This window comes from Bradyrhizobium sp. 160 (assembly GCF_023073735.1).
Classification (GTDB): Bacteria; Pseudomonadota; Alphaproteobacteria; order Rhizobiales; family Xanthobacteraceae; genus Bradyrhizobium.
In genome coordinates, this window is the sequence record NZ_JADPKD010000054.1 from 107,113 (window position 1) to 132,418 (window position 25,306).

Annotated in this window: 18 protein-coding genes, 1 tRNA gene and 1 pseudogene; 6 read left to right on the top strand and 14 right to left on the bottom strand. The window is 59.3% G+C overall.

Translation table 11 applies throughout. From position 1 onward, the window contains the following. Nucleotides 1–17 precede the first annotated feature (17 nt). The gene (locus IVA98_RS20200; protein WP_247305180.1) at nucleotides 18–800 is read left to right on the top strand and encodes a response regulator transcription factor; all 783 of its coding nucleotides are present in this window, start codon (nucleotides 18–20) and stop codon (nucleotides 798–800) included. On the opposite strand, the gene IVA98_RS20205 is transcribed toward IVA98_RS20200, so the two are convergent. From IVA98_RS20205 to IVA98_RS20220, 4 genes are all read right to left on the bottom strand, one after another. Next, nucleotides 797–2,269 carry an HlyD family type I secretion periplasmic adaptor subunit gene (locus IVA98_RS20205; protein WP_524536393.1) on the bottom strand — a complete coding sequence of 491 codons (1,473 nt, stop codon included), beginning with the start codon at nucleotides 2,267–2,269 and terminating at the stop codon, nucleotides 797–799. The two genes, IVA98_RS20200 and IVA98_RS20205, sit on opposite strands and share 4 nt — an antisense overlap. Further along, a complete protein-coding gene (locus IVA98_RS20210) occupies nucleotides 2,266–4,002 on the bottom strand; it encodes a type I secretion system permease/ATPase (RefSeq protein WP_247305186.1) in 1,737 nt (578 codons plus the stop codon). Before IVA98_RS20210 ends, IVA98_RS20205 begins: the two co-directional genes overlap by 4 nt. A gap of 141 nt (nucleotides 4,003–4,143) precedes the next feature. Further along, nucleotides 4,144–4,602 (bottom strand): hypothetical protein, encoded by a 459-nt coding sequence (locus tag IVA98_RS20215; protein ID WP_247355373.1) that lies wholly within the window; start codon nucleotides 4,600–4,602, stop codon nucleotides 4,144–4,146. A 266-nt stretch (nucleotides 4,603–4,868) separates the two neighbouring features. Continuing rightward, nucleotides 4,869–6,311 carry a hypothetical protein gene (locus IVA98_RS20220; RefSeq protein ID WP_247305192.1) on the bottom strand — a complete coding sequence of 481 codons (1,443 nt, stop codon included), beginning with the start codon at nucleotides 6,309–6,311 and terminating at the stop codon, nucleotides 4,869–4,871. 601 nt (nucleotides 6,312–6,912) lie between these two features. On the opposite strand from IVA98_RS20220, the gene IVA98_RS20225 reads away from it, so the two are divergent. Next, nucleotides 6,913–7,464, top strand: coding sequence for a hypothetical protein (locus IVA98_RS20225; RefSeq protein WP_247305195.1), 552 nt, complete (start codon nucleotides 6,913–6,915; stop codon nucleotides 7,462–7,464). Nucleotides 7,465–7,802: 338 nt separating this feature from the next. Here IVA98_RS20225 and IVA98_RS20230 read toward each other — a convergent pair whose 3' ends face one another. From IVA98_RS20230 to IVA98_RS20240, 3 genes are read right to left on the bottom strand one after another with little or no spacing between them, the layout of a single operon-like run. Beyond that, nucleotides 7,803–9,251, bottom strand: a complete 1,449-nt coding sequence (locus IVA98_RS20230; protein WP_247355374.1) for a hypothetical protein — start codon at nucleotides 9,249–9,251, stop codon at nucleotides 7,803–7,805. 4 nt (nucleotides 9,252–9,255) lie between these two features. Next, on the bottom strand, nucleotides 9,256–10,419 hold the full coding sequence (locus IVA98_RS20235; RefSeq protein WP_256468176.1) for an AAA family ATPase: 1,164 nt from the start codon (nucleotides 10,417–10,419) through the stop codon (nucleotides 9,256–9,258). 18 nt (nucleotides 10,420–10,437) lie between these two features. Further along, nucleotides 10,438–11,775: a protein kinase domain-containing protein gene (locus IVA98_RS20240; RefSeq protein WP_247355376.1), complete on the bottom strand. Its 1,338-nt coding sequence runs from the start codon at nucleotides 11,773–11,775 to the stop codon at nucleotides 10,438–10,440. Between the two features lie 99 nt (nucleotides 11,776–11,874). On the opposite strand from IVA98_RS20240, the gene IVA98_RS20245 reads away from it, so the two are divergent. Both IVA98_RS20245 and IVA98_RS20250 read left to right on the top strand, forming a co-directional pair. Continuing rightward, nucleotides 11,875–12,555, top strand: a complete 681-nt coding sequence (locus IVA98_RS20245; protein ID WP_247355377.1) for a recombinase family protein — start codon at nucleotides 11,875–11,877, stop codon at nucleotides 12,553–12,555. Between the two features lie 16 nt (nucleotides 12,556–12,571). Beyond that, complete coding sequence (locus IVA98_RS20250) at nucleotides 12,572–13,279, top strand: hypothetical protein (RefSeq protein ID WP_247355378.1); 708 nt, start codon at nucleotides 12,572–12,574, stop codon at nucleotides 13,277–13,279. Nucleotides 13,280–14,435: 1,156 nt separating this feature from the next. Here the strand turns inward: IVA98_RS20250 and IVA98_RS20255 are convergent. The 5 genes from IVA98_RS20255 to IVA98_RS20275 all read right to left on the bottom strand — a co-directional run bounded on the left by IVA98_RS20255 (nucleotide 14,436) and on the right by IVA98_RS20275 (nucleotide 21,654). Then, nucleotides 14,436–15,173, bottom strand: a complete 738-nt coding sequence (locus tag IVA98_RS20255; protein ID WP_247355379.1) for a M48 family metallopeptidase — start codon at nucleotides 15,171–15,173, stop codon at nucleotides 14,436–14,438. Then, nucleotides 15,173–18,220 carry a type I restriction endonuclease subunit R gene (locus IVA98_RS20260; protein ID WP_247355380.1) on the bottom strand — a complete coding sequence of 1,016 codons (3,048 nt, stop codon included), beginning with the start codon at nucleotides 18,218–18,220 and terminating at the stop codon, nucleotides 15,173–15,175. The genes IVA98_RS20255 and IVA98_RS20260 overlap by 1 nt, the downstream gene beginning before the upstream one ends. Then, complete coding sequence (locus IVA98_RS20265) at nucleotides 18,217–19,392, bottom strand: restriction endonuclease subunit S (RefSeq protein ID WP_247355381.1); 1,176 nt, start codon at nucleotides 19,390–19,392, stop codon at nucleotides 18,217–18,219. Before IVA98_RS20265 ends, IVA98_RS20260 begins: the two co-directional genes overlap by 4 nt. 22 nt (nucleotides 19,393–19,414) lie before the next feature. Continuing rightward, entirely contained in the window at nucleotides 19,415–20,929 is a 1,515-nt protein-coding gene (locus tag IVA98_RS20270) for a type I restriction-modification system subunit M (protein WP_247355382.1), read from the bottom strand. A gap of 77 nt (nucleotides 20,930–21,006) precedes the next feature. Then, complete coding sequence (locus tag IVA98_RS20275; protein WP_247355383.1) at nucleotides 21,007–21,654, bottom strand: recombinase family protein; 648 nt, start codon at nucleotides 21,652–21,654, stop codon at nucleotides 21,007–21,009. A gap of 93 nt (nucleotides 21,655–21,747) precedes the next feature. Here IVA98_RS20275 and IVA98_RS20280 point away from each other — a divergent pair, with 93 nt between their 5' ends. Both IVA98_RS20280 and IVA98_RS20285 read left to right on the top strand, forming a co-directional pair. Next, entirely contained in the window at nucleotides 21,748–22,464 is a 717-nt protein-coding gene (locus tag IVA98_RS20280) for an ASCH domain-containing protein (protein WP_247355384.1), read from the top strand. A 535-nt stretch (nucleotides 22,465–22,999) separates the two neighbouring features. Then, nucleotides 23,000–23,737: pseudogene (locus IVA98_RS20285) on the top strand (site-specific integrase); the annotation flags it as partial. A 134-nt stretch (nucleotides 23,738–23,871) separates the two neighbouring features. Here IVA98_RS20285 and IVA98_RS20290 read toward each other — a convergent pair. Both IVA98_RS20290 and IVA98_RS20295 read right to left on the bottom strand, forming a co-directional pair. Continuing rightward, nucleotides 23,872–23,947: transfer RNA gene (locus tag IVA98_RS20290), tRNA-Ile, on the bottom strand. Nucleotides 23,948–24,298: 351 nt separating this feature from the next. Beyond that, nucleotides 24,299–25,273, bottom strand: coding sequence for a Bug family tripartite tricarboxylate transporter substrate binding protein (locus tag IVA98_RS20295; RefSeq protein ID WP_247305198.1), 975 nt, complete (start codon nucleotides 25,271–25,273; stop codon nucleotides 24,299–24,301). Nucleotides 25,274–25,306 lie beyond the last annotated feature (33 nt).

Here is a 25,306-nt window from a genome sequence, read left to right on the forward strand (position 1 = left end):
TTCATCTTGAGGAAATCATGCACGACATAACGAACACCTCAAAACGGCTCAATGAATCGCTTCACTTGCCGGTTCTGGTAATCATCGAGCCGCTCCTATTGCCTCGCACATGCATGCTGAACGTCCTCAGGCGGGAGCTGGACCACCTTGAGATCCTTGACATGGCAACGGTCCAAAGCCTGGACTCTACGTCAGCCCGCGATGTTCGTCTGGTGGTGCTGAGTATCGCGGATAGGCCCATCGGCGATCCTTCGGTTGAGGACGATCTCGCCTTCGTTGCGGAGTGTTGTCCCAACGCCGCCGTTGCAGTCCTGTCAAACCATGATGACGAGCCGACCGTGCAGGCTGCGATGCAGCGGGGCGTGCGCGGCTTTCTTTCCACCTCGCTATCGATCGAGATCGCCATGGCTGGCCTGCGGCTTGTCCTTGTTGGTGGCGTCTACCGGCCGTTGCCCGTGGCCGGGACGAACAGGATAGCGGATCTGGAGCCGTCGGATACGCGCGGGCTTGCGCCCGCATATCTGATGAACGAGGGAGTCGGAGTGGCTATCGACAGGAGCGTGACCGATCTCACGCCTCGTGAGCAACAGGTTCTGGCGGAATTGGAGCTCGGCCTGCCCAACAAGCTGATCGCCGCCAAACTGAACCTCGCGGAAAGCACAGTCAAAATGCACATCCAGCATATCATGAGGAAATGTGCTGCGCACAATCGCACGGAAGCTGTCCTCCGCTGGCGCGGCCGGTTGCCCGCGCAGAGTCGCGATCACGATCCAGGCGCAGCTCCAATGCTGGAAAATTAGTCCTCTCTGAATGCACCACGGAAGCTGTCGAGCAGGGGCCTGAGCGCGTAGAGAGCCACAGTACCGCGCCCTGTCGTGATGAACACTTGAACCGGCATACCGGGGACGATCTGGATGTCGTTTGCCGCGATCTGCGCGTCGTCGATCCGGATTTTGGTCGCGTAGTATGGCTGGTCGGTACGCTTGTCGAGGAGCCGGTCCGCGGATACGTGCACGACGGTTCCCTTCAGGCGAGGCACGCGACGCTGATTGTACGGTACGAGGTGAACCTCGGCATTGAGGCCGGGATGAACCACGTCGATGTCCTCGGGCCTCAGGCGCGCGGTCACGATGAGGCGATCTTGCCGGGGTACCAGGTCCATGAGCGGAGCACCAGCTCCGATGACGCCGCCTGCCGTATGAATCCGCAGATCGGTTATCACGCCGTCCTCGGGCGCCTTGATCTCCGTTCGCGATAGCTGATCCTTGGCCGCAAGCAATCGCTCGCGGAGCTGGAATATCTGGTTCTGCGCTTCACGAAGCGACTGTGCGATCTCGTTCTGCCTCTCGCTCTCGAGCTTGAACAATGTGGCCTGCTGTTCGCTGATGACCTGCGCGGCGCGAGAAATCTGCGCGGCGATCTCGCCGCGGCGGCCCTCAACGTCGGCCAGCTCCCGCTGCAGGTTCAGAAGCCGCGGTCGCCGTTCGAGTCCCTTGTTGACGAGGGTCGCGACCATATCCAGTTCCTCCCGGACGATGTCGACCCGCTGCCCGGTGGCGCTCTCCTGAGCCTTGAGACCTTCGATCTCCTTCTCGACTTGACGCCTTCGTTCGCGAATGACCGTAAGCTGCGACTCGTGAACCTGCAGGCGCGCCTGAAAAATGAACTGCTGCGCCGATACCGCAGCGGCGGCCACCCCGTTCTGCTTGCTGTCCTGTTCCAGCGCGTCCGGAATTGCGATCCTCTCAAATCTCTGCTGCTCGGCTTGAAGCCGTGCGGCACGAGCAACTGCATCCCACAATTGGCCTTGAAGGCTTTGCATCTCCGAGGCGGCCCGGGTGTTGTCCAGCGCGATCAGCATTTGGCCGCTTCGCACGATATCGCCATCCGAAACAAGGATCCTCCTGACGATACCGCCTTCCAGATGCTGAATCGTCTTGCGGCTCGATTCCGATTCCACGACTCCAGATGCGATCGCGGCGCTCTCGAGCGGCGCGAGGCTCGCCCATGTACCAAGTCCCAGCATGAAGCAGAGCACCAGCAGATTGCCCGCGACTGTGAGACCGCGAAGCCTTCCGCGCGGAGAGATCGGCGTGGGCGTCGAGCACCATGGAAATTCCAGCGGCTCGAAATCGTCGATTGCGGTCACCACGACGCCAAATCGCCGGGCGGGCGCGGGGCGCGCCGGAGCTCGCATGAGCTGCTCCCAGATCATGGGAAGTCTCGAGACCGCGGGAAACTTCCGGATGATGAGAGAATTCCAGATCATGGCGCAATCTGCGAAGTGACTTGGGGGCGGCTCAGGTGCCGTTCAAAGATGTCCTCGCTGTCGCCGAATGCGGCGATCGCACCGTCTTCCATGATGGCAATTTTGTCCGTGGCTGCGAGGAGACCCATCCTGTGAGTGACGACGACAAGGATGACGCCTGCGAGCTTCATGCGCTCGATGGCATCCAGGAGCATTCGCTCGCCCCCGTAGTCGAGGCTGGCGTTGGGTTCGTCGAGAACGATGAGGCGTGGACTGCCGAAAAAGGCGCGGGCAAGTCCGAGGCGCTGCCGATATCCGCGTGAGAAGTTTGTTTCGCTGTGAACCATCGTGTCGTAACCCTGCGGCAGGCGCATGATCGCCCCATGAACTCCGACGAGCTTGGCCGCTTCGACGACCTCCCGCCGGTCGGCATCTTCAAGGCGTGCGATGATGTCGTTGATCGTGTCGCCGAGCAGGTTGATATCTTGGGGGAGATATCCGAGGCGGTCGCCGTTTCGGCCCTCGCGAAGCAGCGGGATGACGGTATTGTCGAGGAGGACACGGCCATCCGTTGGCATCGATAGCCCGGCGATCACCTGGCCGAGCAAGGATTTGCCTGACCCGGACGGACCGATAATGCCAAGGCATTGTCCGGGCATGAGGCTGAACGAGACGCCGCTCAGCAGAAAATGGTCGGTCCCCGCAGGCCGCACGCTAACATTGTCGACGACGAGGCCGCTTCGCGCCTGCGGCGGAGAAACCTCCGCGCTCTGCTGCAGCGCGACGGGGAATGCGGCGAGAAGTGCGCCGAGCCGCTGACAGGCGCTCAGGGCCGTTACGAGTGATTTCCAGCCAGCGAGCGCACTTTCGACCGGCGCGAGCGTCCGGCTGAACATCAGCGTGGAAGCAAATATGATTGCCGGGCTCTTCCCGTGATCGAGGACGAGCCACGCGGCAGCCCCCATGATCAAGACCTGCGACAGCGCGCGAACCGGCTTGGTGGCCAGCATGACGATCTCGCCTCGCCGGAGTGCAACATCGTGCTCCCTGCGCGCGTGCTGCGCGTCACGGTGAATCATGCGCGCTGCGCTGTCGAACATTCCCATGGCGCGGATCATGTGGATGTTGCCCGCGGCCGTCTGCAGGCGGCCGCAGCTTCTGGACAGTGCGGCGCCGGATCTTTGCAGAACGTCTTCCGTGACCAGCTCTCCGGCAACCGTGAGCGCGAACAGGAAGGCGACGCAGCAGGCGCCCACCATGCCAAGCAGGGGATGGATCAGAAAGAGGACAAGGAGGAACAAGGGCGCCCAGAGCGCGTCGAACAGCAGCGTGCATGCGCCGGACTCGACGAACTGGCGCAGCACGGTGAGATCCCGATATGCGCCCGACGCTTGCGTCGAGTCCCTGCGAAACGCCGATTCGAGGCCGGCCGAAAGCACGCAAGGACGAAGGCGATCGTCGAGCCAGGCGCCAAGGCGTCCCAGGACGGCGCGCCGCAACGCATCGAACACGCCGCCCACGACCACTGTGATCGCGACAATGAGCGTGAGCAGAAGCAACGTGTCGCCGCTCCGGCTCGACAACACCCGATCGTAGATCTGAAGAAGATAGATGGAGGGCGCAAACAGAAGCAGGTTGTAGCTGCAGCTATAGGCGAATACGAGACCAAGCGGTCCCGCGCAGGACCGGAGGGCCGCGTGCAGTGGCGTCCGGATCTGCGGCAGGATAGGCCACTGAAGGGGCGGCATCAGCATGATCGTCACCGCCTGAAATCGAGGTCCGGCGCACTTGACCGATGGCTAACGTCATCTGCCAACGGTATCGGCGGGGTATTGGCTCGAGCGTCAGGACCGGTGGCGGGGGCCACCGGTCCTGCCAGTCGGACGAGCCGATGGTCAGAACGTATCGAGATGGAAGCTCACCTCTCCGCCCACCGCGGCGTTGCCGTCTCCGCCATTGCCGCCGATGCCGGCCACGACCTCCTGGTGCTGATCCACCCAGACCTTGTTGATCTGGGTCGCATCCGTATTGGCGTATACCTTGGAGGTATCGTGACCGCTGTAGGATTTCTGGCTTCCGTTCGACTCGGCGTCTGCGCCATGGACCTTCGAAAACCACGAGGCCTTCGCGTTGGCGCCGCTGGCATCCCAATCTGCCGTCTGCTTGACGTGATCGCCGGTGCTCACGTGCACGTCGGCACCTTCCGCCTTGTTGGTTGGATCGAAGTTGAGCGTCGGCTTGCTGATGATGGCTCCCTTGAAGGTGCCGTCGCCTCCATTTCCGACACTTTGACCACCGGTGCTGATCGATTTGAATTCGATCGAGTCCGAGATGCTGATCGCTTTGGGCAACATTTGAGCCTCCCTCTTTCTGCTGGCTTTCGCGCATCATCCGTCCCGATCGGGCGGACGCGCGCGGCAAAGTCTGATCCGCCCAGGCGCGATGGCGATAGATGTCAAATCGGACACCATCCGGTTTGGTCGACCTACGTACGAAAGTACGACATTCGTCGCGCAACATCGGAACTCGAAACATCCGGGAGAGCCCGCAGGGCGAGCTTGCATGCGCAGAGTGTCGAAGCGGCTCGCGATCGGGCTTGTGCGAGCGGCGCGGTGTTTCGCTATCCCAGCAGGTGAAGATCCGACAGAAGGTGGGCGGAAAGATCGCCACCCAGCGCGAGATTGCCGTGGCCGCCGTCCCCGCCAAGTCCGGCGATCTGGATCGCACTCTGGTCGACGTGCACGTTGTTGACCTGATCGGCTATCGCCGTCGAATGGGGACCCGCGATTGCGATGTTGATGGGCGCATAGATCGCGACGCTGACATCGATCAGGCTGCCGGCAAAATAGCCCTTGCCGCCATTGCCTGCGCCGTTCGAACCGGTCGCGATCGTGTCGGACCCGCCCCACAAGCCGTGGGAGAGAAGGCTTGCATGGCCGCCCGCCGCGGCGTTGCCGTTGCCCCCGTACCCGCCAATGCCGGCGATCTGAATGATGGATTGATCCACGTAGGCGTCATTTGTCTGAACCGCGTAAACGTTGGAACCATAGCCCGCGACTGCGATGTTGATCGGGTCGTACAGTACGAAGGAAGTATGGACGAGCCCGCCGTAGAACGCGCCATCGCCGCCATTGCCAGCCTGGCTTCCGCCCGTTTGAACGTCGAAGACGCCCCCTCCGTTGCTTGATCCCCAACTGGGGTCGAGCGTGATGGCGCTGCCGCCGGCGGCCACGTTTGCATTTCCGCCGCTTCCGCCGACGCCCGCGACCTGAGTGGCCGATTGATCGATGTCGACCGTGTTCGATTGACTTGCAAGCGCCGTGCCGCCCGAACCCGCCACGGCAATGTTGATCGGGTGATAGATCACCACGGGAGCGTCCACGATCGCACCCGAGAAATAGCCGCTGCCGCCGTTTCCGGCGCTGTTGTCGCCGCTCGCGATCACGCCGGCGCTCAAGGACGTACTGACGCTCCCTCCCGATACAATGTTGTCATTGCCGCCATGGCCGCCGACGCCGGCCACCTGAAGAGCGGATTGATCGACATTCAAATTGTTGGGCTGGTTGGCCAGGGCGACCGAGCCGTACCCCATACTCACCGAGATGTTGATCGGTTCATAAATCAGCAGGGACGCGTGAATGATCCCTCCATAAAAGTAGCCATCGCCGCCGTTCCCCGCCGTGTTCGCCCCATTCTCGACCGAAGCAATGCCCGTCCCTGGATGTGATGCGTCGGCTGCAGGCTTCGTGGACGAAACGTCCAGGCCCGCCGCAGCGTGGTTGCCGGCGTGGCCGCCCGTGTCGACCCCCGACGTGGGATGTTTGGATTGAACCTGGTCGGACTCGTGATGCCGGATGTTGGCGCTCGCGTGGTGGGCTCCAGGACCAGCAAATTGACCCGCAAAAGGGCCTGGACCATGGACCAGAGCGCCACCGCCGACCACGTCAGCTACGAACGAAGCACTCGGCCCAGGGCCCGGTCCGCGCTCGCCATCGTAGCCATCGTGGTGATGCGAGGCGTGATGCAGCCGGATTCCATCCGACATCCGCGAAAAATCCATCATAGCCTCCCTCATCGCGATCGCTCCGCGCGATCGGACGGGTTCTGCGCTCCGGACACAATGTCATCCCGGGAAGGTCGAATGCCCAGTCGTCAGTTCGGATATGGCGCTTCGTCGGGCACCCCGTAACAACGGCTACATCCGTTCGGGTGGGCTACAGCCTTTGCAAGCTTGCGCGGGCCGATGCTTGAAAGTGCGACCTTGAGGGGATGGCGAAAATGGACGATCGGGCTGGTGGAGAGGTCGTCGTAGGGTCTGTGGCCAAAACGAATCCACCGCAATGCCCGATTTAAGTCGCATCGCGACCTAGGTCACGGCCAAAGCTCGTGTTCGGGCAGGGGCGCAACACCGGGGTTTCCATGTCCGGTCATTTGCGATTTTGTTTCGCCGCTTTTGTACTTGTTGCAGGTCTCCCGACGTCATCAGCGTCTTCGAACCCATTTTCCGGATTCTTCAATGCCGGTCCCGCGACAGCCTCTGCGCCCACTTCCGCGGAAGTCGCGGAAGTGAAGTGCTTGTCGCGGCCCGGCAGGTCGACCGCCGACGGCCAGCGCTGGAAGGCCGGCGCAGATGCTGGTTCCAGGTCGCCGAAGGGACAGAGCCGGTGAAGATCCCGGTTCGGTATCGCGCCGCCAGTTATCGTGTCGCCATGGCCGAAGAGAACAAGACCGCAGCGCGCAAGCGGAAGGCGATGGTAGATGCGCGCGCGGAGTTGCAGCGCTCCGCAGCGGTGGATACGTCTCGGCCGAGCCCGTCCGCGCCCGTGCAGGTGGTTGATGCCGGTCCCATCCTTGCTACCGGGATTGCGACCCACGTGTCGCCGGCCCCCCTCTCCAAACGCGCCGACCGGCTCACGCCGGACGAAATCGCGTCGCGCCAAGTCGACGTGGATGCACGTTTGGCGGCCGCGCCGGCCGCCAGTGACGTGGTTGCCGCCTCGATGCCTTCGGCGACGCCGCTCGCCTTTTCAACCGCCGAGGCGGGTGATGGCGGGCAGGGATGGACCTGGCTTGGCATGCTGCTGATGGCCTTGGGCCTCGTCTCCGTCTTGAGCGCGAGCCGAACCACTCGCTGGGCCGTGCCGCTGCCCCACCTTTCTTTCGCTTGCCAGAGGCTGATGCTGGTCAAGACGCGACTTTGCGGGGAGGCTCGCTAGATCGAACGTTAAGCGGGAGTTTGATAACCATTGAAGCGAGCAATGAGGGGCAGCGCGCGGCGTTTCTGTTGCAGCAAGGGAAAACGAAAGCCTGCCAAGTCGTGATGATCATCGATTTACTGGTGGGCCCGGCAGGACTCGAACCTGCAACCAGACCGTTATGAGCGGGGAGACTGACCCGGATTATTCTGAAAATATTGATGAATAACGTGAAGATAGACCGCGATCGTTCGCCTTTGGTTGCGACGTTTCATTGGTCAGTCATTGGTCCGCCGGTCAGGTGCACCAGAAGCGGGACATGATTTCAAGGAAGTCGGACATAGGGCGCGCGTGATCAGCTAGTATTTCGGTGGGGTCTTCAACGGCAATCTTCCTTGATTTGAGCCGCGTCTAGTTACCCTCCCTCTGCTGCTTCCTGCCTCTGCACCCCGTTCCGCGAGCTTTTCCTCCAGGTAAGGCCAAATCGCTTCGGCAAATAAAGCTAGAGGGTTCAGAGCGGTTGTAGAAGGCGCGCCGCGATTAACGGAGCTGCTTTGTTTCGGCGGGTCCCAAGCTTCGTGGCTCGCCTGATCACTCATTGGCACGGAAAGGTTGACACCGGGGTGCAAAGCGACGGTGGCAATTCGTGATTGCTTGATCCGCAAGTGAACCAGTGGATCCGCTAACTGCGGATCCGACAGAATAATGGCTTCGTCTAACGCAAAATCGGAGGTGGGGGGTTCATCAAGGCGCAACGGACGAAGTAGCTCCCTGGCGACGAGCCGCCCCAATCCATCGAAACTCGACGTCCATAACACAGGTTCGCCCACGCCGCCCAAAGCGTATGCCCAAGCAGTAATCTCGGGCCACCGCTGCGCACTTGCAGAAAGTAGGGCAAGACTGGGTGCCCCTCCAGCAGCTACTGTGGCCAGATATCCGGCTAAAGCCGCAAAAAGCTGGCGTTCCCTTTCGGGCGCCTTTTCGAGATACAACAAAACTTTGTCGAACGTTCGAACCCGGTCCTCTGGTGATAGAATAGAAAGACGTTCTAAGTCGGTTTTCACTTCACTGGGTAATAGGTGGGCCAAGGGTCTCAGGAAGGCATCTGCTTCTTGGCTATCCTTGTGAAGCCGCGCAAGATGAAGCAAATGAATGGCTTCTATCAACGGCAGAAGGCGACCATCATGTTGCCGTGAAACGGCGCCGGACAGCGCCGTGAGTGTGCTCCAGATCGGTTCGAGCGCGCTCCGGATCCTGGAAGACTTCCTCGTTTCTGAACGAAATAAGTTGTAGGCTGCATCGTATCTCTCCATTGTGTCGGAGATGGAGGTCGGCAACCATAGAGCGGCCGTGCGCGCGATACTAAAGGTCTGAGTGGCCATGCAGCCGGCGATCTTTATTCGCGAAACCGGCCGATCTCCGAGAAGCATTGCCTCCGCAACGACTAAGCCAGCCCATGCAGCCGCGTAGTCGCCTAGATCAGCGTAGCGCACAAGATCATCAACAGAGTCGATCCGATCCGGCGTCGTGATGTGACACCATGCTGAAAGTGGCGATAGGTCACTTCTCAACTGTGAAAAGCGCCCAAATAGCCGTCGCTGGTCTTCTTTCCGAACGATTATGACTAGAGGTTGGGCAATCGATATTTCTGACCGGGTGGCAGCCCATACGACGCCAAATTCGTTGCTTCCTAGGCGTATCGGCGTGTCACGCATGGACCATGGCAGCGAATGCTGAGGCGCAGCTCCTTCCACGAGCAGGTTCAACTCGTCATCTGTGACGCGGCTGTAGTTCACAATAGGCAGCATCGGTTCACCACAGTTTCTCATCGGGGGGCGCATAAGCGCGAGCTAGCGTCTGCGGCAACTGATTTACGTAGTAGATGTCCAGGGACGTCTTCGCTCGAGTTACCACGGTGTAGTAGTGTTCAGGGTGGTGATAAAACTGAAGCTCCTCACAAAATGGCCAGTGGACAGAACGAAATTCCAAGCCCTTGCAGCCTTGAACCGTTATAATGCAAATGGGTCGGTCCCGATTGAAAGCAGGATCATGATCATCATCGTTGCCGTCGCGGGCTCTTACAATTTGTGATTTTCCTGACAGCTCGGGGTCATTTTCGAGTTGCAAGAACACAAAGTCCCGATCTTCCCTTCGCGCCACAATTATCCCAAGCAGATCTCCTTGCGCGATCATGTCCGCATAGGCGCGAAGCTGATCTTTCAAGCTGTTCTTTACGGCCGAGACAGTCGCGTCTCGAGCGAGCGGGCCATGGACACCAATCCGACCGGGCCGTGGTCCACTATACTGACTTGTTGCTTCCAACCCGGCTCCGCCTTGGGCAACGAGTATGCGGTCAGCCATCCGGCAGATCTCGGGAGCTAACCTATAGTGGAACGACAATGTCGCTTCCTTTGGTTGCTGAAGTGCTCTGATCGCGGTCAAACCATTCGAATGGTCATAGATTTGTTGCCTCGCGTCACCGACGTAAAAAAGAGTGTTTCCCCATTGCGACAACAACTCGACCTCTTCATCCACCAAGTCTTGGGCTTCGTCCACGAACAGCGTATCATATTTTGGGAGCTTTCCCGCAGCAGAAAACCCCAGCGCGCCCGATGCGAGGGTCCGTTTCCAATCGCTAAGGGATTGCTGCGTGGGCGGTAGCGATGCGCCGTGCTGGGTGTAAAGACCGCGGATCCACGATTCTAGAGTGCTGACACAGCTTTGTGGAAAGATTTCTCTGCCCTGCGCGTCGAAACACCCGGTCTTTATGAACTCTGTCAGGGAGCGGGTGAAGCTGAGGACCAGGACGTTCGGAAGACCTTGAGACCGGACATACTGCGCTCGGCGCAAGAGCACGTTCGTTTTTCCGGATCCTGGGGGGCCCAAAACGAGATGATTCTCTTGGAGAGACAAATTCTCAATGAGAGCAACTTGATCCCTATCGAGATTTTCTCGGCGAGCCCACCATAATGACATTCCGTCCCCCCTTCAAACCTACGAAACTTTCAAAAGTGATGTGGCAAGAGAGCCGAGCGAAGCCTCTATTTGCTCGCCTAGCTGATCGCTCGAACCCGCATCATCCGGCACGTCTGGAAATTGAATTTCGCTCGATGCGTCGAGTCCATTGATGTTGCTCTGCAAAGATGCCTTACATTCGAATGACTGACCTTGAGGTGTGATCTTCAAAAGGAGATCAGTTGTAAGTTGTATTTTTCCGGTGAGCGGGGTGTCTTTTTCAGCATCCCACGCGAAGCGTAGTATCCTAGAGCAATCGCTATTCCCAGCGTCGTTGTGGTGGGTGGCCGTCAGACCCTGACGTTTCAGAAACTCGTGCATCCTTAGCTCGAGAGCTTCCGCCACTTTGCCGACCCGCCGTCTTAGTTCGTTCAAGCTTGGTGTGTTCGGAGCAACTCGATGTGAACCGGCGAATCCGAGAACATTCAGTGCTAATGCCTGCTGCCTCTCTTTGTCTGCTAGGAAGTCTTCTAATTTGAGCAGAGATCGTTTTTCCCAATCCTTATCCAGTGCTCGCCGGGCCAAGAAAATCAGATCGCGATCGACATCGGTTGCGTTTACGGTCGGTGCAGCGGTAGCGACGATCCATGCGAAGCGATATCGGTTGTCCCGAGACTTCTGGAACTCTGCTTCGAACAGTTGTTCTCGCATGATGAGGTCATGGAGTAGGCCTCCGAGCTGATAAATGTCTAAAGCATGCCAAGCTTCCGGAGTCGGTTGGAGCAAGCGGAATAGGTATTCAGGCGGGGAATACCGGGCCGTTGCAACAACCGGTAACTGATTATCTTGGTCTGTCCCCAGACCAACGGGATCGTTCACGTTGCGCGTTACTGAAAGGTCGAGCAGGGTAGCGTGATTGAAATCGTCTGAAATAAACACGTTCGCCGATTTGACGTCGCGATGGCAAAGCGCGCGTGAGCGGAGAAAGATAAGAGCCTGAGCGATCTGATCTACTATTGACCTGATCTTGTCTCTGGGGATGTCTGCAAGGCGCTTGGCGAGTTCGCGACCAGGGGCGCGGTTCATCAGCAAGTAAAGGTGACTCTCAAACTCTCCGCCCTCGAACACATCGACCAGATAAGGACAGTCATTGACGCCCAGCTCGAGCTGAGCATCGATCCTCTTCTTTTCTATTGTGCCCAAAGCGCCCGACGAAAACTTCCGATTGTAGAGCTTTAGGGCGCGGTCACCATCTGGAGACTGAACGGCAAAGACCTCAGAGGTTCCGCCGTCGCCCGCCTCTCCTCTGACCGACCAAGCTTCCCCTCGTGCGGCGCACCAGCGCGCTGCCACATCCAAAAGACTCTCTTCCGGCACCCGATGGCTCCCCTCTACCCAGTTCCTGAACAGAGCTCAGTTGCCGTTAGCGGTCAATACAACCCTCGACTAGGTTCTTTACATTTGGAGGTTTGGCGCATGGCTGAAGGACGGTTCGTCGCCTACTACCGGGTGAGCACTGAAAAGCAGGGCCGCTCCGGTTTGGGTCTGGAGGCCCAACGGAGGTCCGTAGCCGATTATCTGAACGGCGGATCGTGGAAGTTGGTTGATGAATTCACAGAAGTGGAGAGTGGGAAGCGGGCCGAACGCCCTAAGTTGGGTGACGCGATAAGATCGGCCAAAAAACAGAAAGCTACGCTGGTCATAGCCAAGCTCGATCGCCTCTCTCGGAATGTGGCTTTCATTGCGAACCTGATGGAGGCGGGGATTGATTTCGTCGCTGCCGACATGCCCCACGCCAACAAGTTGACCATTCACATTCTGAGCGCGGTTGCAGAGCACGAACGAGAAATGATCTCGCAGAGGACGCGCGCCGCTTTATCTGCGGCCAAAGATCGCGGCGTCCGGCTCGGCAATCGGACGAACCTCTCCGTGGCACAGGCCAAATCGAGGGCTTCAAGGAGTGCTCGTGCCGATCAGTTCGCCAGCAATACCCTCCCGATAATCCTGCAAATCAGAGCGGCTGGGGTCAGCACGTTGAGCGGACTGGCGGCTGCTCTAAATGCTCGGGGGCTTCGCACCCCCCGCGGGGGCGAATGGCAGCCGGTCCAGATCAAACGCATATTAGACCGGCATCTTGATGCCGGGCCAACGGCCTAGACTGTTAGGAAATCACATGTCAGATCCAGCCTCTACCAAGCGAAAATACACGCGACTCGATTCTAGCAAATGGGCGGAAATCGAGGCGCTATGGGAAACCGGCGACGCGACCCTTCAAGACCTTGAAGAGCGCTTCGGAGTAAGCCGTCGAGCTCTTCAGTCGCATTTCTCAAAACATGGCACTATCAAAGGCGGCAAGGCCGAAGAGATGGCCGCGGCCGTCAAAGACAAGATCTTCTCCGAAACACTCTCAAACACCGATGAGACGACCGCGCGAGCGAAAGCCACTCGTGAGGTAGCCTACAAAAATGCGGTCATTGTCGAAGAACTAATCATGGCCCAGCTTTCGGCTGCTCAAAAGGATCCCTCGCAGGCTCTAAAGGCCGCATCTGCGCTAAAGGCGCTATCCTTGGCGGCCGCTGGCCTCGAGCGCATCCACGCGCTCAAATGGAAGGCTCTTGGTCTGGACAAGAATTCCTTTCAATCGGACGAGCTCCCTGTGCTGGTCATCCAAGATCTCACTGCCGAGGAGATTAAGGCCATGCAGGAGGGCCACCAGGAAGAAGATGATGACGACGGCCAGCTCGAGGCCTTGGAAGACGACCAGCAAGAGGAAAAAGACGAGATCGTCGTCATCGATACCAAGGCGTTGGAACCTCGCCCGACGGCCCCCTCATCCGTCCTCCCAGACGGCAGCCGTTTGGTGCGCGGGGTCTCCATATAGCGCGCAAATTTCACCCGTTAGGACGGGTTCGCGCATTGCAGAGGCGAAGTCCTAGAAAAAAGGACCTCCGAAGATCCCCGAGCATTCATTGCCCGGGACTATTTTTTTCAAGGTGCAATCTGGAGATCATCTGAGAGCTTTGGTATCGCGACGACTCCCAAATTCGACCTCCAAGAGAGTCCCGTGCATCCTTCGAGAACCGTTCCCAAGCTTCGATCCGAGATCCCAGCCTGGATCGATCAATGGCAGTTTTCGCGATTCGTCACTTTGGCGACGAACAGTTCCGGCTCATTGACGGCTTCTAGGGGAGCTATGCCCTACTCCCGGCTGAGAGACTTTTGCGCGAGTTTGATAGCCGCGTGAACCGGCGGCTTCTTGGGACGAAGTGGGCGCTCCGTCATTCCGACCGCATATGGGCATTCTGGTTCCTGGAGAAGGGGGATTCGAATCCACACTGGCACGGTCTTGTCCGCTTCTTTCCAGCAGATGGACGTCCCATCAACGAGCAGCAAAACGCGTTCGATCGAGAGGCAGAGGGCATTTGGCTTAAGCTAGTCCCCGGTGGATCCGTTAACGTGCAGGAGATCTCAGTTCAGCGCGGCGTAATCGACTATGTTTGCAAGATGATTCCTTATCCGGTATCATATGAGCACTTCATCACTCCCGACGAATTCGTCAGGGGTTGAGGCCAGGGAACCGCCATGTCAGCAGCCGCGAAGCGGCGCCGACCAACAGCCCAGGACATCGCAATTCTGCCCGAGCATCTGAAAAGCTGCAATGGCAGCGCTTTGCTTTAAGTTCTCGGAACTTCTCACATATGGGACTATTCCTCACGCCGGCCCGAAGGGCCGCCGCGCGGAGCGCGCTTCAGACCACAAGTCAGTCTTGAGACTTGGGCGAATAACCCGGCCCTCCGCGGACACGTGGCTTTTGTCCCAATCCTCAGGCAGGAAGCGCTCCTCGGAAGCATCACTTTCCTTATCGACCCTACTCGGAATGACGCTTCCAATAGCTCCTTCATCGCCATACCCCGGCGGGCAGCGGTGCTCTTGAAGTCTCGCCTAAAAGCTGCGTCCATCTTGAAGTTCATGTTTTCGTAGCGACGACTGTTTGATCGGCACCGTAAGCTCCAACCGTAGGACCCATCAGGCCAGAGTTACCGGCGAAGAAAGTCCGCGTCGAGGCTGCCTTGGTGAACGTCAAGCCATGCCTTCGGTCCGCTGTAGGACGGCATCAATTGTTTCAGCAGAGCCCAGAACTTCTCATCGTGAGACCGTTCCTTAAGGTGCGCCAGCTCATGAACGACCACGTATTCCAGAACACTCTTGGGCGCGAAAACAAGGGTCCAGTTTATAAGTATGCCGCCTGCGGGCCCGCAGGCGCCCCAGCCAGTCTTCATCTCACCCACGCGAATCCTACGCGGTTTGAGGCCAAACCGCTCGGCATATGACGTTGAGATCTCGGCAACATTGCGTCGCACTCGTCCTTTGAGCCACAGCTTGAGCTCATGTGCTACGATGGTCTCAACTTGATCAGATCCAACCCATGAAGGTAGATCGACCAGCAGGCCGTTCCGGTAGCTGATCTCCACATGGGCGCCGTCGTGGCGGCGAACAGTCAAGCGCACCATACGGCCTCGGAACGGTATCTTCGACCCGGTCATCAACCGAGGGACTACCGGCCGACTGGCTACGGTTTCCTCCATCTCGCGCACGGTATCGAACAGCCATTGCCGCTTACGACCCAAGAAGCCTTCGATGGCCGAGTCGTCGTCGGTGGTGAGGGCCACAACCTCAACGCTACCAGGCGTGACAGTGATCCTACGCTCGGAGCTCGCAGCAGTCCGACGAATCTCGTAGGTGATGGCGGTCTGGCCGATGCGGACGCTTGGCATCAGTGTGGCCCCGCATAAGCGTGAACGGCGTAGGTCTCGATCTCGTCGCGGATCGCCTTGGTCTCCGGAACGCCGTGTTCGCCTAGGATACGGCGAACCTGCCGCCGGAGTTCCCTTTTGTAGCTCTCCATAAAGAACCACGACGGCTGACTTTGCTGGGCATCTGAATAGACAGCGCCAGTTGCGATCGCCGCTGCCTGCAGAGCGGCATGGTTCGCCTTGGGCGCCGAGACCTCCAGGATCCGAAGAATAGAGAAAGCCCTCTCATCGATACCAAGTTCGGCGTGGGCGCCCTGCTCGGCGTTGATACCGCCAGCAAGGTCTTGAAACTCGCGCAATCCCTCAGCCGCCGCAATCTGCCCCTTCTCGAATCGGCGGATGATCTCCAGAACCCGCTCCGAGAACCGGCCATATTGGCCGGGGTTCTTGTCCACCAGTTCGCGCGTGACGCGACGCAGCTCCGCGGCCTTGCGAACGAATGCTTCCTGGAGTTCCTCCTCGGTCTTCGCTTCAGTCTTGAAATCATCGGTGAAGTTCGGATCAGTAATCGAGCGCAATTGAATGGTTGTGGATAGACCGGTGACGTGGACGTGCTCTTCCAGCATGTCCCTGATCTTGCCCGTGTAGCTACGATGGTCGAGACTCTCGTCTTTGGAGATGACCTGTGTCGCTAACCGCAGGAACGCCGCAGCCCACTTTACCTCTGCGGTGAAATCCAAGATTCCAGGATCCGGCGACAGATCGCCGTAGAGGCGCACAAAATTGCGGGTGAGCCGCTGAAGTTCAAACCAGTCATCCTCGCGGCCGTCCGCGACCAATTTGCCAACCGCGTATGCCGCCGCCTTCTCCTGCATGCGGTCAAGGCCGAGCAGCCGCTTCTGACGGGAGTAACGCGCGTGCGCCTCGCGCAAACCTGCCCGGAGAATGGCGATGTCGCGCAAAGCGTTCTGGACGTCCTCGGCGCGGTAGGAGGCGAGTGCTTCGTCGAGGTGACCCGTGACTCCGATGTAGTCCACGATCCGGCCGTGAGGCTTGGTGATCTCGGCACCGTTGGGCTGTGTAGCCGAACATGTGCGGTTGGTCCGAGCGATAGCCTGCAGCAGGCCATGCTCTTTGAGCGGCTTGTCCAAATACATCACAGCCTCGATAGGCGCGTCGAAGCCCGTCAGCAACTTGTCGCATACGATCAGGAAGCTCGGGTCCATGCCGAACGCCTTAAATCTCTTCTTGGCATCCTTCTCGGCGGCATCGTCGAGGAAGTGGGCTTCAAGCTCGGCTCGCACAGTGGCTACGTCCGGATCTTCGGAGGGCTTGTTGTCTTCCTGCGATTTTGAATAGACGCAAGCGATCATGCCGTCGGCCTTCGCCTTGGCTGTCGCTTCCCCCAGACCGCTCTTGACCAGTTCCGCAGCAATCACCCGCGCCAGCGCGGCGCGATACAGAACCACCGCTTCGCGATCTACAACCACTATCTGGGCCTTGAAGCCATCCGGCTGGCAGACCTGCTTGAAATGCTCCCAGATGTCCAAAGCGACCAGCCGCACCCGCTCTGGGTGTTTGGCCAGCGTCGCCAGCGAGATTCCCTTCTTCTTCAGGGTCTCCCGTTTGTCGTCCGCCAGGTCCACGAACCATCGGTCGAACAGAATATCGATCTCGGCTTCATTGATGGACCAGTCCGTTTTTCGCCCTTCGTAGAGGATCGGCACCGTCGCGCCGTCGCGCACAGCGTCGTCAATCCCATACTTATCAAGGTAGCCCTCACCCTGGACGCTGAATCGCGCATAGGTATCCTTGTCGGTGTTCTTGATCGGCGTGCCGGTGAAACCGAAGAAGCGGGCGTCCGGTAGCGTCGCCGAAAGGAATGCACCGAGGTCCTTTTCCTGGGTGCGATGACATTCGTCTACGAGCACGATCCAGTTGTCGGAGTTTGGGATCGGTTCCTTTGAGCCTTGGAACTTAAAGATGGTCGAGAGCAAAATTTGACCCGAGCCAGCGCTCGCCACTGCCTCGCGTAGTTCACTAACCGAGCCCGCTTGCTTAGGGTTGGGCAAGCCGCATGCGACGAAGGTCTTGGAAATCTGGTCGTCCAGATCTATGCGGTCGGTCAGGACGAGGACGTTGGGGTTCTGCAGCGTCAGCGCGTCCAGCGTCAGATGGGTCTTCAGCTTCAGGGCGAGGAACACCATCGTCAGGCTCTTCCCTGAGCCCTGAGTGTGCCAGATCAGACCCTTCTTCTTGGCGCCCTCGGCCACGCGAATCACCGCCTTGTTAACGGCCCGAAATTGCTGATAGCGGCAGACCTTTTTGATCCGTCGCCCGTTCTCGGGGTCGGTCTCGAAGACGATGAAGTGGGCCAATAGATCGATTAGCCGCGACGGCTCCAGCAGACACCACAGGTCTTTGGTTAGGTCGTCGACGAACATGTCGCGGGGCCGTGGCCACGGATCAGGCCACGGGGCATAGAACTTCGCCGGAGCGCCGGTCGCGCCATACAGCGTCGCCACGCCGTCCGTGACGATGCTGAAAGCGTTGGGATAGAACAGGCGTGGGATGTCGCGCTCATACTGCTTGATCTGCTCGAACGCCTGACCGGATCGATCCGCCGCCTTCAGAGGAGACTTGGTCTCGATCACGACTAGCGGTATGCCGTTCACGAACACCACGAGGTCGGCGATCCGTGATCGCTGCGCCTCGACTTTAAACTGGCGCACGACGTGGTAGCGGTTCCGATTGGGCCGTTTGAAGTCGATCAGGGCGATCGGCTTGTCCTTGGCCTCGCCCTTCAACCGCCGGGAGTAGGCGCCGCGCAGGCGCCGCTGCCATTCCTCGTTGTCTGACAGGGTGGACAGGTCACCGTAGATCGCCTCGGCGTCCTCTGCGCCCAACCTCTCGTTCAGAACCTGAAGGGCATCCATCAGCACCGGCTTCAGCAGGGCGCGGTTCGCCTCTTGCCGCATCGCCATCGCCGTCTCGGGAGGAAGCACGACATAGCCCATCGCTATCAGGGCATCGAGCGCTGGCTTCTCGGCGAGCCGGTATTCGCTCATGCGGGCACCCGCACGCGGCCAGAGAGAAGATCGGAAGACACGACTGCCTTCACCGAGCGAAGCTTTACGACGGCTTCTTCAGCCTCAAAAACCTGTCTGTCAGCTTGCCAAAGAAGTTCCGCAGTTTGGTCTTGCTCGGCGCGGCCCGGCATCGCGATCTTGAGGGTCTTGAAGAACGGTAACCCAATGGTCTTGATCGTGCTGCCTGCTCCAATTCGCTCGAACACCGGCTTCATTCTTTGAAGCCAGTAGTAGAGATAAAGCGGCGAAAGCTCCGGCCCGCATGTGTAAGAAATGAAGTGTTGGCTCACCGCCATATCCGACATCATGATCGCACTCTTTCCAACTGTCGCATCGCGTGACACGACTACCGTGCTCGCGGGATGGAGCACGGCGGACGAGTTGGCCAGTCCGTCTGGTGTGATGGTCGCGGTGGTGTCGGCGATGTAGACGCGATCCAGCCGTTTGGTGTCTTGGAGCGAAATCCACTTCACTTCTCCGTCCCAGTAGGTTGGGAACTGCTTGTTCGGAGTGTGGCCGCTGCCGCGCTTCGCCACTTGGTCCAAAAGCGGAGTTTGCCAACCAGTGGGCAACGCTCTTTCGGGCTCCCAGTCGGCTCGGTGGAAGAGGTCAGCAAGCAACGCCAAGCGCGCGGCCTTCGCGCCCGCCGTAGCAAGATGAGCCCTTTCGATTGCCTCATCCACAGACCGCAACACCTCCGCGATCCGTCGCTGCTCTTCGAGCGGGGGGATGGGAACCTCGATCTCATCGAAAGCGGACTGCGGCACTCGCTGACGTCCCGACGTGCCTTCCATCAATCCAATGGCTTGGTCACGGACTTCAGACCAACCGGCGAGATAGCGAACATACTCCGACAGTGTCAGTCCATCGCGTCCCGCCATGACGATGAACTCGGTAGAACCTTGCGCCACCTGACCGCCATTGATCGACTGAACGAAGCCGAGCTTTCCATTCTCGGCAGAAGGGGTGATCCGGGCGAAGAGCGTGTCGCCAGACTGAAATCTGGACCCGCCGCTACTCATCTCGCGGGTGGTTAGGACCGACACGTCTGCGCCGTTGAGCGGCAAACTCGCCATGTCTAGAAAAGGCACCTGTCGTTCTCTTGGGAGCTGCCGCTTTGGATTGATCGCGACGGCCTCGGAAAAGGGCATGGCGCGCCACCCCCCCTGCGCCTCACCCGACATAGCCAAGTCTCTTGAGGTGCCCGAACATTACCGCCTCGGCCTCGTTGCGCTTGGCAATCAGGTCTTGGAGCTTGGCCACTTCAGCGGCGACATCCATAGCTTCGGCGTCCGCGCCGGTTTGGACGTAGCGGCTGATGTTCAGGTTAAAGCCATTGGCCGCGATCTCGCCGATAGGCACGAAGCGAGCCAGCTTCTCGATGTCGGCGAAGCCGTGGAACGCGTCGGCCAACGTCCGCACATTGGCGTCGGTCAGATGGTTCTGGGCCTTGCCCGGCGTGAAGGTGGCGTCGCCGTTGACCACCAGCACCTTGGCTTTCCGCTCGGCGGGCTTGTTCTTGCGGATAACCAGGATGGCCGCCGGGATGCTCGCGCCGTAGAACAGGTTGGGCGCCAGCCCTATCACCGCTTCGATGATGTCGGCCTCCAGCATGGCCTGGCGGATACGGCCTTCAGCGCCGCCCCGGAACAGCACGCCGTGCGGCACGACCACGCCCAGCATGCCGCCGTCTTTCATTGAGGCGATCATGTGCTGGACGAAGGCGAGGTCGCCGTAACCTTTGGGCGGCACGCCGTAGACATCGCGGCCGAACGGATCGCCGTTGATCCAGACCTCGTGACCCCATTCCTTCGCCGAGAAAGGCGGGTTGGCCATCACCCGGTCATAGGCGCCAACGCCGGGCATGAACTCCTGCGCACGCGGGTCGTATCGCTTTGGGTCGAGCATGGTGTCCCCCTTGGCGATGAAGGCGTCATCGATACCGTGAAGGAACAGGTTGATCTGAGCGATCGCCCAAGTGTCCAGTTCCTTTTCCTGCCCATAGAGGGAGAGGCTGCGCGGGTCTTGCCGATTGTTCTTCAAGTGCTGGACGGCCTCCAGCAGCATGCCGCCAGATCCGCATGTCGGATCGTAGATAGACATGCCTGGCTGAGGGGCGAGGCACTCAACAATCAGCCTCGCCACCTGCCGGGGCGTATAGAACTCACCGCCCTTCTTGCCTGCGCCCTCCGCGAACTGTTCGATCAGATACATGTAGGCGTCGCCAAGCATATCGGGCGACACGTCGCTGTTCCGCAGCCGATGCTTCTCAAAGTGGGCAAGCAGTCGCTCCAGCCGCGCGTCGGGAAAGCGTTCTTGATTGGCGAAGTCTACATCGCCGAACACGCCACGCAGACGTAGGTTAGCGTCTTCGATCGCGGCGAAGGCGTTGTTGAGATGCTGGCCAATCTGGGTGGCGTGCTTCCTAACCGCGCTCCAGTGGTGCTGGGGCGGAACATGGAAGCGGTGCTCTTCTGGATCAGCCGCCTCTTCGCGGTTGCTGGTCTGGTCCAGTAGCGCCTCGAACTCCTCGTCCCAGACGTCGCAAAGGCGTCGATAGAACAGAAGGGCGAAGATGTAGTCCTTGAACTTCCCCGCATCGACGTGGCCGCGCAGGATATCTGCTGCCTGCCAGAGGTGCCGTTCAAGCTCCTGCTGCGTCAATTTTTGCGTTGCTCGATCAAGCATCGTCTCCCCCTGCGTGCTGCTTCGATCTCTACCCGAATCCTGGCTCCGAATACAACCTCAGCGGCCGAGGGAGGCAATCATGCTGGATTAGCAGCCCGGATCCATCGACCCACGGTGACGTGCGAGACGTAGATTCCAGGCCTTTGGTTCAACCAATTGGCAATGGCCCGATAGCTCATCTTTTTTCGTCTATGAAGTTCGATGGCCTTTCTAATCATTGATTGTTGCTTGGGATTTTCGACCAGGCGCCCGTCTGCATTGTCATAGCCAAAGGGCGCTTTTCCTCCTCCGAATGAACCGGTGGTTCGTCGTGCGCTTTTCCCGCGTCTGATGCGCAACGAATGGCGCTCTAATTCGGCTGTTCGGGCGGCTTGCAAGATGAGCAGGGAAGGTGGCGTGGCCACGTTGATCCCCATGTCGATTGGAAGGATCTCAATTTCCAGATCAATGAGCTCCCGGATCGTTTTCAGCGCGTCCGACACATCCACGAATAGACGGTCCAGGCTCGTTACGAGGATTGCGTCGCCTGGCGTCACCGACTTGAGCAGTTTTTCTCCTGCAGAACGGGCCTCTAACTCCACACCAAGTGAGCCGTCGGTTTCTTGAAAGATTTGCCTCACCTCCAGGCCTTTTGCGGCGGCGAAAGCCTTGATCTTCCGTATTTGGCCCGGCCTGTCGATGCCATTCTTGCCGAACTTGCGCACATATCCCACCGCCTCGACCAAAGGGGCGTCCTCCGAAATTGTAAAGGCGCTTAAGCTAACGCAACACTAGACCGCTATAAGTGAGAGGTAAATGCTAATCTGAAAGGAACTCTGATGAGCGTTCTTGGTGAACTAAAAGGCCTGATTATCGACCGACCATGGATCGACTTGATCCTTGCAGGCGAGAAGACGTGGGAAATGCGAGCACGAGCTACGAAACACCGCGGTCTCGTAGCCCTCGTTCGCAAAGGATCAGGTGAAGTCGTCGGCGCTGCGCAATTGATCGACACTAGAGCATGTAATCTGGCTGACTACAGGAAGTTCGAGCAGTTTCACCGAGTGCCGGGGACCGACCAGCGCGCCGCCGTCGCAAACTGGCCGGTGGCTTGGATCCTTTCTTCTGTGAGAAAGCTCGAGCTGCCGGTCAGCTATGAGCATAAGCGCGGTGCGCAAAGCCAAATTTGCCTCTCCCCAGCCGAGAGCGACCTCGTGCGCAAACGATATGATGCTGCAAAGGATATCTTCGTGCGCGAGGTGCGCCTGACCCAGAGCAGTTTGCGAAACTACTACTTTCCCTTGGCCGATGCCTTGGACCTCTTTCCCCAGGAAGCGATTGGAGGGCCGAACAAAGAGGCTGCAGCTCGAGAAATCACCGTCACGTTTTCTTATCGCGCATCGGTCTCCACTGATATCGATGGGGTAAAAAAGATGCTTCGTGAGCGTGCAGCCATAAAAGAATTCTACGAAAAGGTGAAGCCGAAGGCGGGCGATGTTATTAGGATCGAGAAACTAGGCAGCCACAGTTTCAATTTCGAACTTCAACGGAGCTGAGCGTGCCGCGTCCCTCTATTCCACATGGATCGGCGGTCTCGCTCGATAGTCCGCTTAGATTGAGCGTCGCGGCAGCATTGGCCTATCCTGATGGATCGATGACAGCGAGCGGCCTTCGTCGTGAAGCTCGGCGAGGCCATCTGGCGATCGAGTTGACCGCCGGGAAATGTTATACGACTCTTCGAGCGATTGAGAAAATGAGAGAAGTATGCCGCGTCGTAAGCAACCCCCTCGGCTCTGGCTCCGCCCAGCCCGTAAGAGCCGAGCGGGGGCCAAGCGATCCGCTGTTTGGATCATCCTCGATGGAGGCCGGCAAATTGGCACAGGATGCGTTGAAACGGAGGTTAGAGCAGCGCAGGCCGCCCTTGCGGAATATATCCAGGAGCAATATCAGCCCAATCGGATCGAACGGGACATAACGCAGATCTCGATTGCTGACGTCATCGCAATTTATGAGGAGGATCGCGGTGGAAGTCAGGCCAATAAGCCGAAGTTTTATGAGCGGCTAGGTCGGCTGAACGAATTTTGGGGAGCTATGAAGCTCTCCGAAGTAACTGGCTCCAGTTGTAGGCAATATGTCCGTCAGCGCGGGAGTGCTGGCGGAGCTCGGCGCGATCTTGAAGACCTTCGGGCGGCTATCAATCATCACGCAAAAGAAGGATTCCATCGCGGGGTAGTTCACGTGGTGCTGCCCCCAAAAGGCCAGCCGAGGGATCGATGGCTGACGCGAAGCGAAGCTGCAAGGCTGCTCCACGTTTGTTGGCGTTATCGCGAAATCCAGACCCAACACCGGGGAAAAGGCACGGGCCGGAAAATTTTGACTGACAAGCGCCCGTTGCGGCACCTTGCTCGCTTCATTCTTATTGGCCTGTATACCGGAACCCGCGCAGGCGCCATTGCATCCGCTTCTCCATTCAAGGAGGAGGGGAACTCCTTTGTCGATCTGGAGAACGGGATTTTCTATCGTCTAGCGAGGGGAGTGCGAGCAACGAATAAGCGGCAGCCCCCAGTGCCAATTCCAACGAGGCTGCTGGCCCACCTGCGACGGTGGCACGCAAAAGGTATCGCGCAGCACCATTTCGTCGAGTGGAACGGCGCGCCCGTGAAGTCGGTCAAGACGGCTTTCCGATCTGCCTCGAAGCTTGCGAAGTTGGACGGGGTCAGTCCGCACACTCTGCGCCACACGGCGGCGACCTGGCTCATGCAGCTCGGTGTCAGCGAATGGCAAGCTTCCGGCTTTTTGGGCATGAGTCCTGAGACTTTGCGCCGTGTCTATGGTCATCACCATCCTGCTTACTTGGGAGAAGCAGCAACAGCTCTCAGTAACCGGAAGCCGCAATCGTTGGTCGTTTCGTTGGCCCCCGATCGCAAGCGCCGGGATCCCAGGAGGCAAGTAGTTGAAAACAATGGTGGGCCCGGCAGGACTCGAACCTGCAACCAGACCGTTATGAGCGGCCGGCTCTAACCATTGAGCTACAGGCCCCGCCGCGAGGCGGCCATTTTTGCAAGCGGCCGGCAACGGTGCGCGGTTCGTTTACAGGGCCTGGGGCGGGGGTGCAATGCTGGCTGCCCAACGGAACGCCGGCGCCGCGTGGCAAGCGCGGCCTTTCGGTGGATTGCTGGATTCGGAATAATCGCATTTTGCCATTGTTTTGCCCGACGAGTCAAACGGCTCTGCGGTCATGTGCCGGCGGCTGGCTTTCCGCTTCCGTAACCCGCTGAAATTGCTCACGTCTTCTACTGTGCATGGGGTTGTTTTCGCACTTTTGTTGTGAGGGGGCCCGCCGGTCCCCCGAACGTCTTGCCGGCGAGGAACAGCGCCCGCCGTGGGGCCCTAATCCACCGACACGCCGGCGAACTCGACCACCTTCCGCCACTTCTCGGTCTCGTCCGCGACCAGCTTGCCGAACTCGGCCGGCGTCATCGGCTTGGGGATGCCGCCGGTCTCCGCCAGCCGTGCCACCAGCTTCGGGTCGTTCAGCGCTTCGCCCACTGCTTTGTTGAGGATCTCGATCACCTCGGTCGGGGTGCCCTTCGGCGCGGAGATGCCGTAGAAGCCGACCGCTTCGAAGCCCGGCACGGTCTCGGCGATCGCGGGCACGTCGGGAACGCTCGGCCAGCGCTGCGGCGAGGTCACCCCTAACGCGCGGACATTGCCGCCTTTGGCCTGCTCCAGCGCGGAGGGCAGGTTGTCGAAGATCAGCTGCACCTTGTTGGAGATGATGTCGGGGAAGGCGATCGCCGAGCCGCGATAGGGCACGTGCACCATGTCGCATTTGGTCATCACCTTGAACAGCTCGGCCGACATGTGCACCGAGGTGCCGTTGCCGGAGGAGGCAAAGGAGACCTTGCCGGGATTGGCCTTGCAATAGTCGATGAACTCCTGAACCGTCTTCGCCGGAAACGCGTTGGAGACGACCAGCATGTTGGTGAGCTGCATGATGCTGGCGACCGGCACGGTGTCGCGCAGGAAGTCGAACGGCAGCTTCTTGTAGAGCGAGGTCGAGATCGCATTGTTGGGGGCGACGAACAGCAGCGTGTAGCCGTCCGGCGGCGAATTGATCGCGGCGGCGGCCGCGATGTTGCCGCCGGAGCCGGTCCGGTTCTCGACGATGAATTGCTGGCCGAGGCGGTCCGACAGCCACTGCGCCATGATCCGCGCCACGATGTCGACCGGGCCGCCGGCGGAAAAGCCGATCAGCCAGTGCACGGGACGGTCGGGATACGCAGCGCAGGCGCGCGGCGTGGCGCCGAAAAGCGTAGCAAGAACCACGAGCCCGAAAACACCATTACGCAAAATTCGCAACATGACGCCTCCCATTGCTTTATTGTCTTTGGGCGA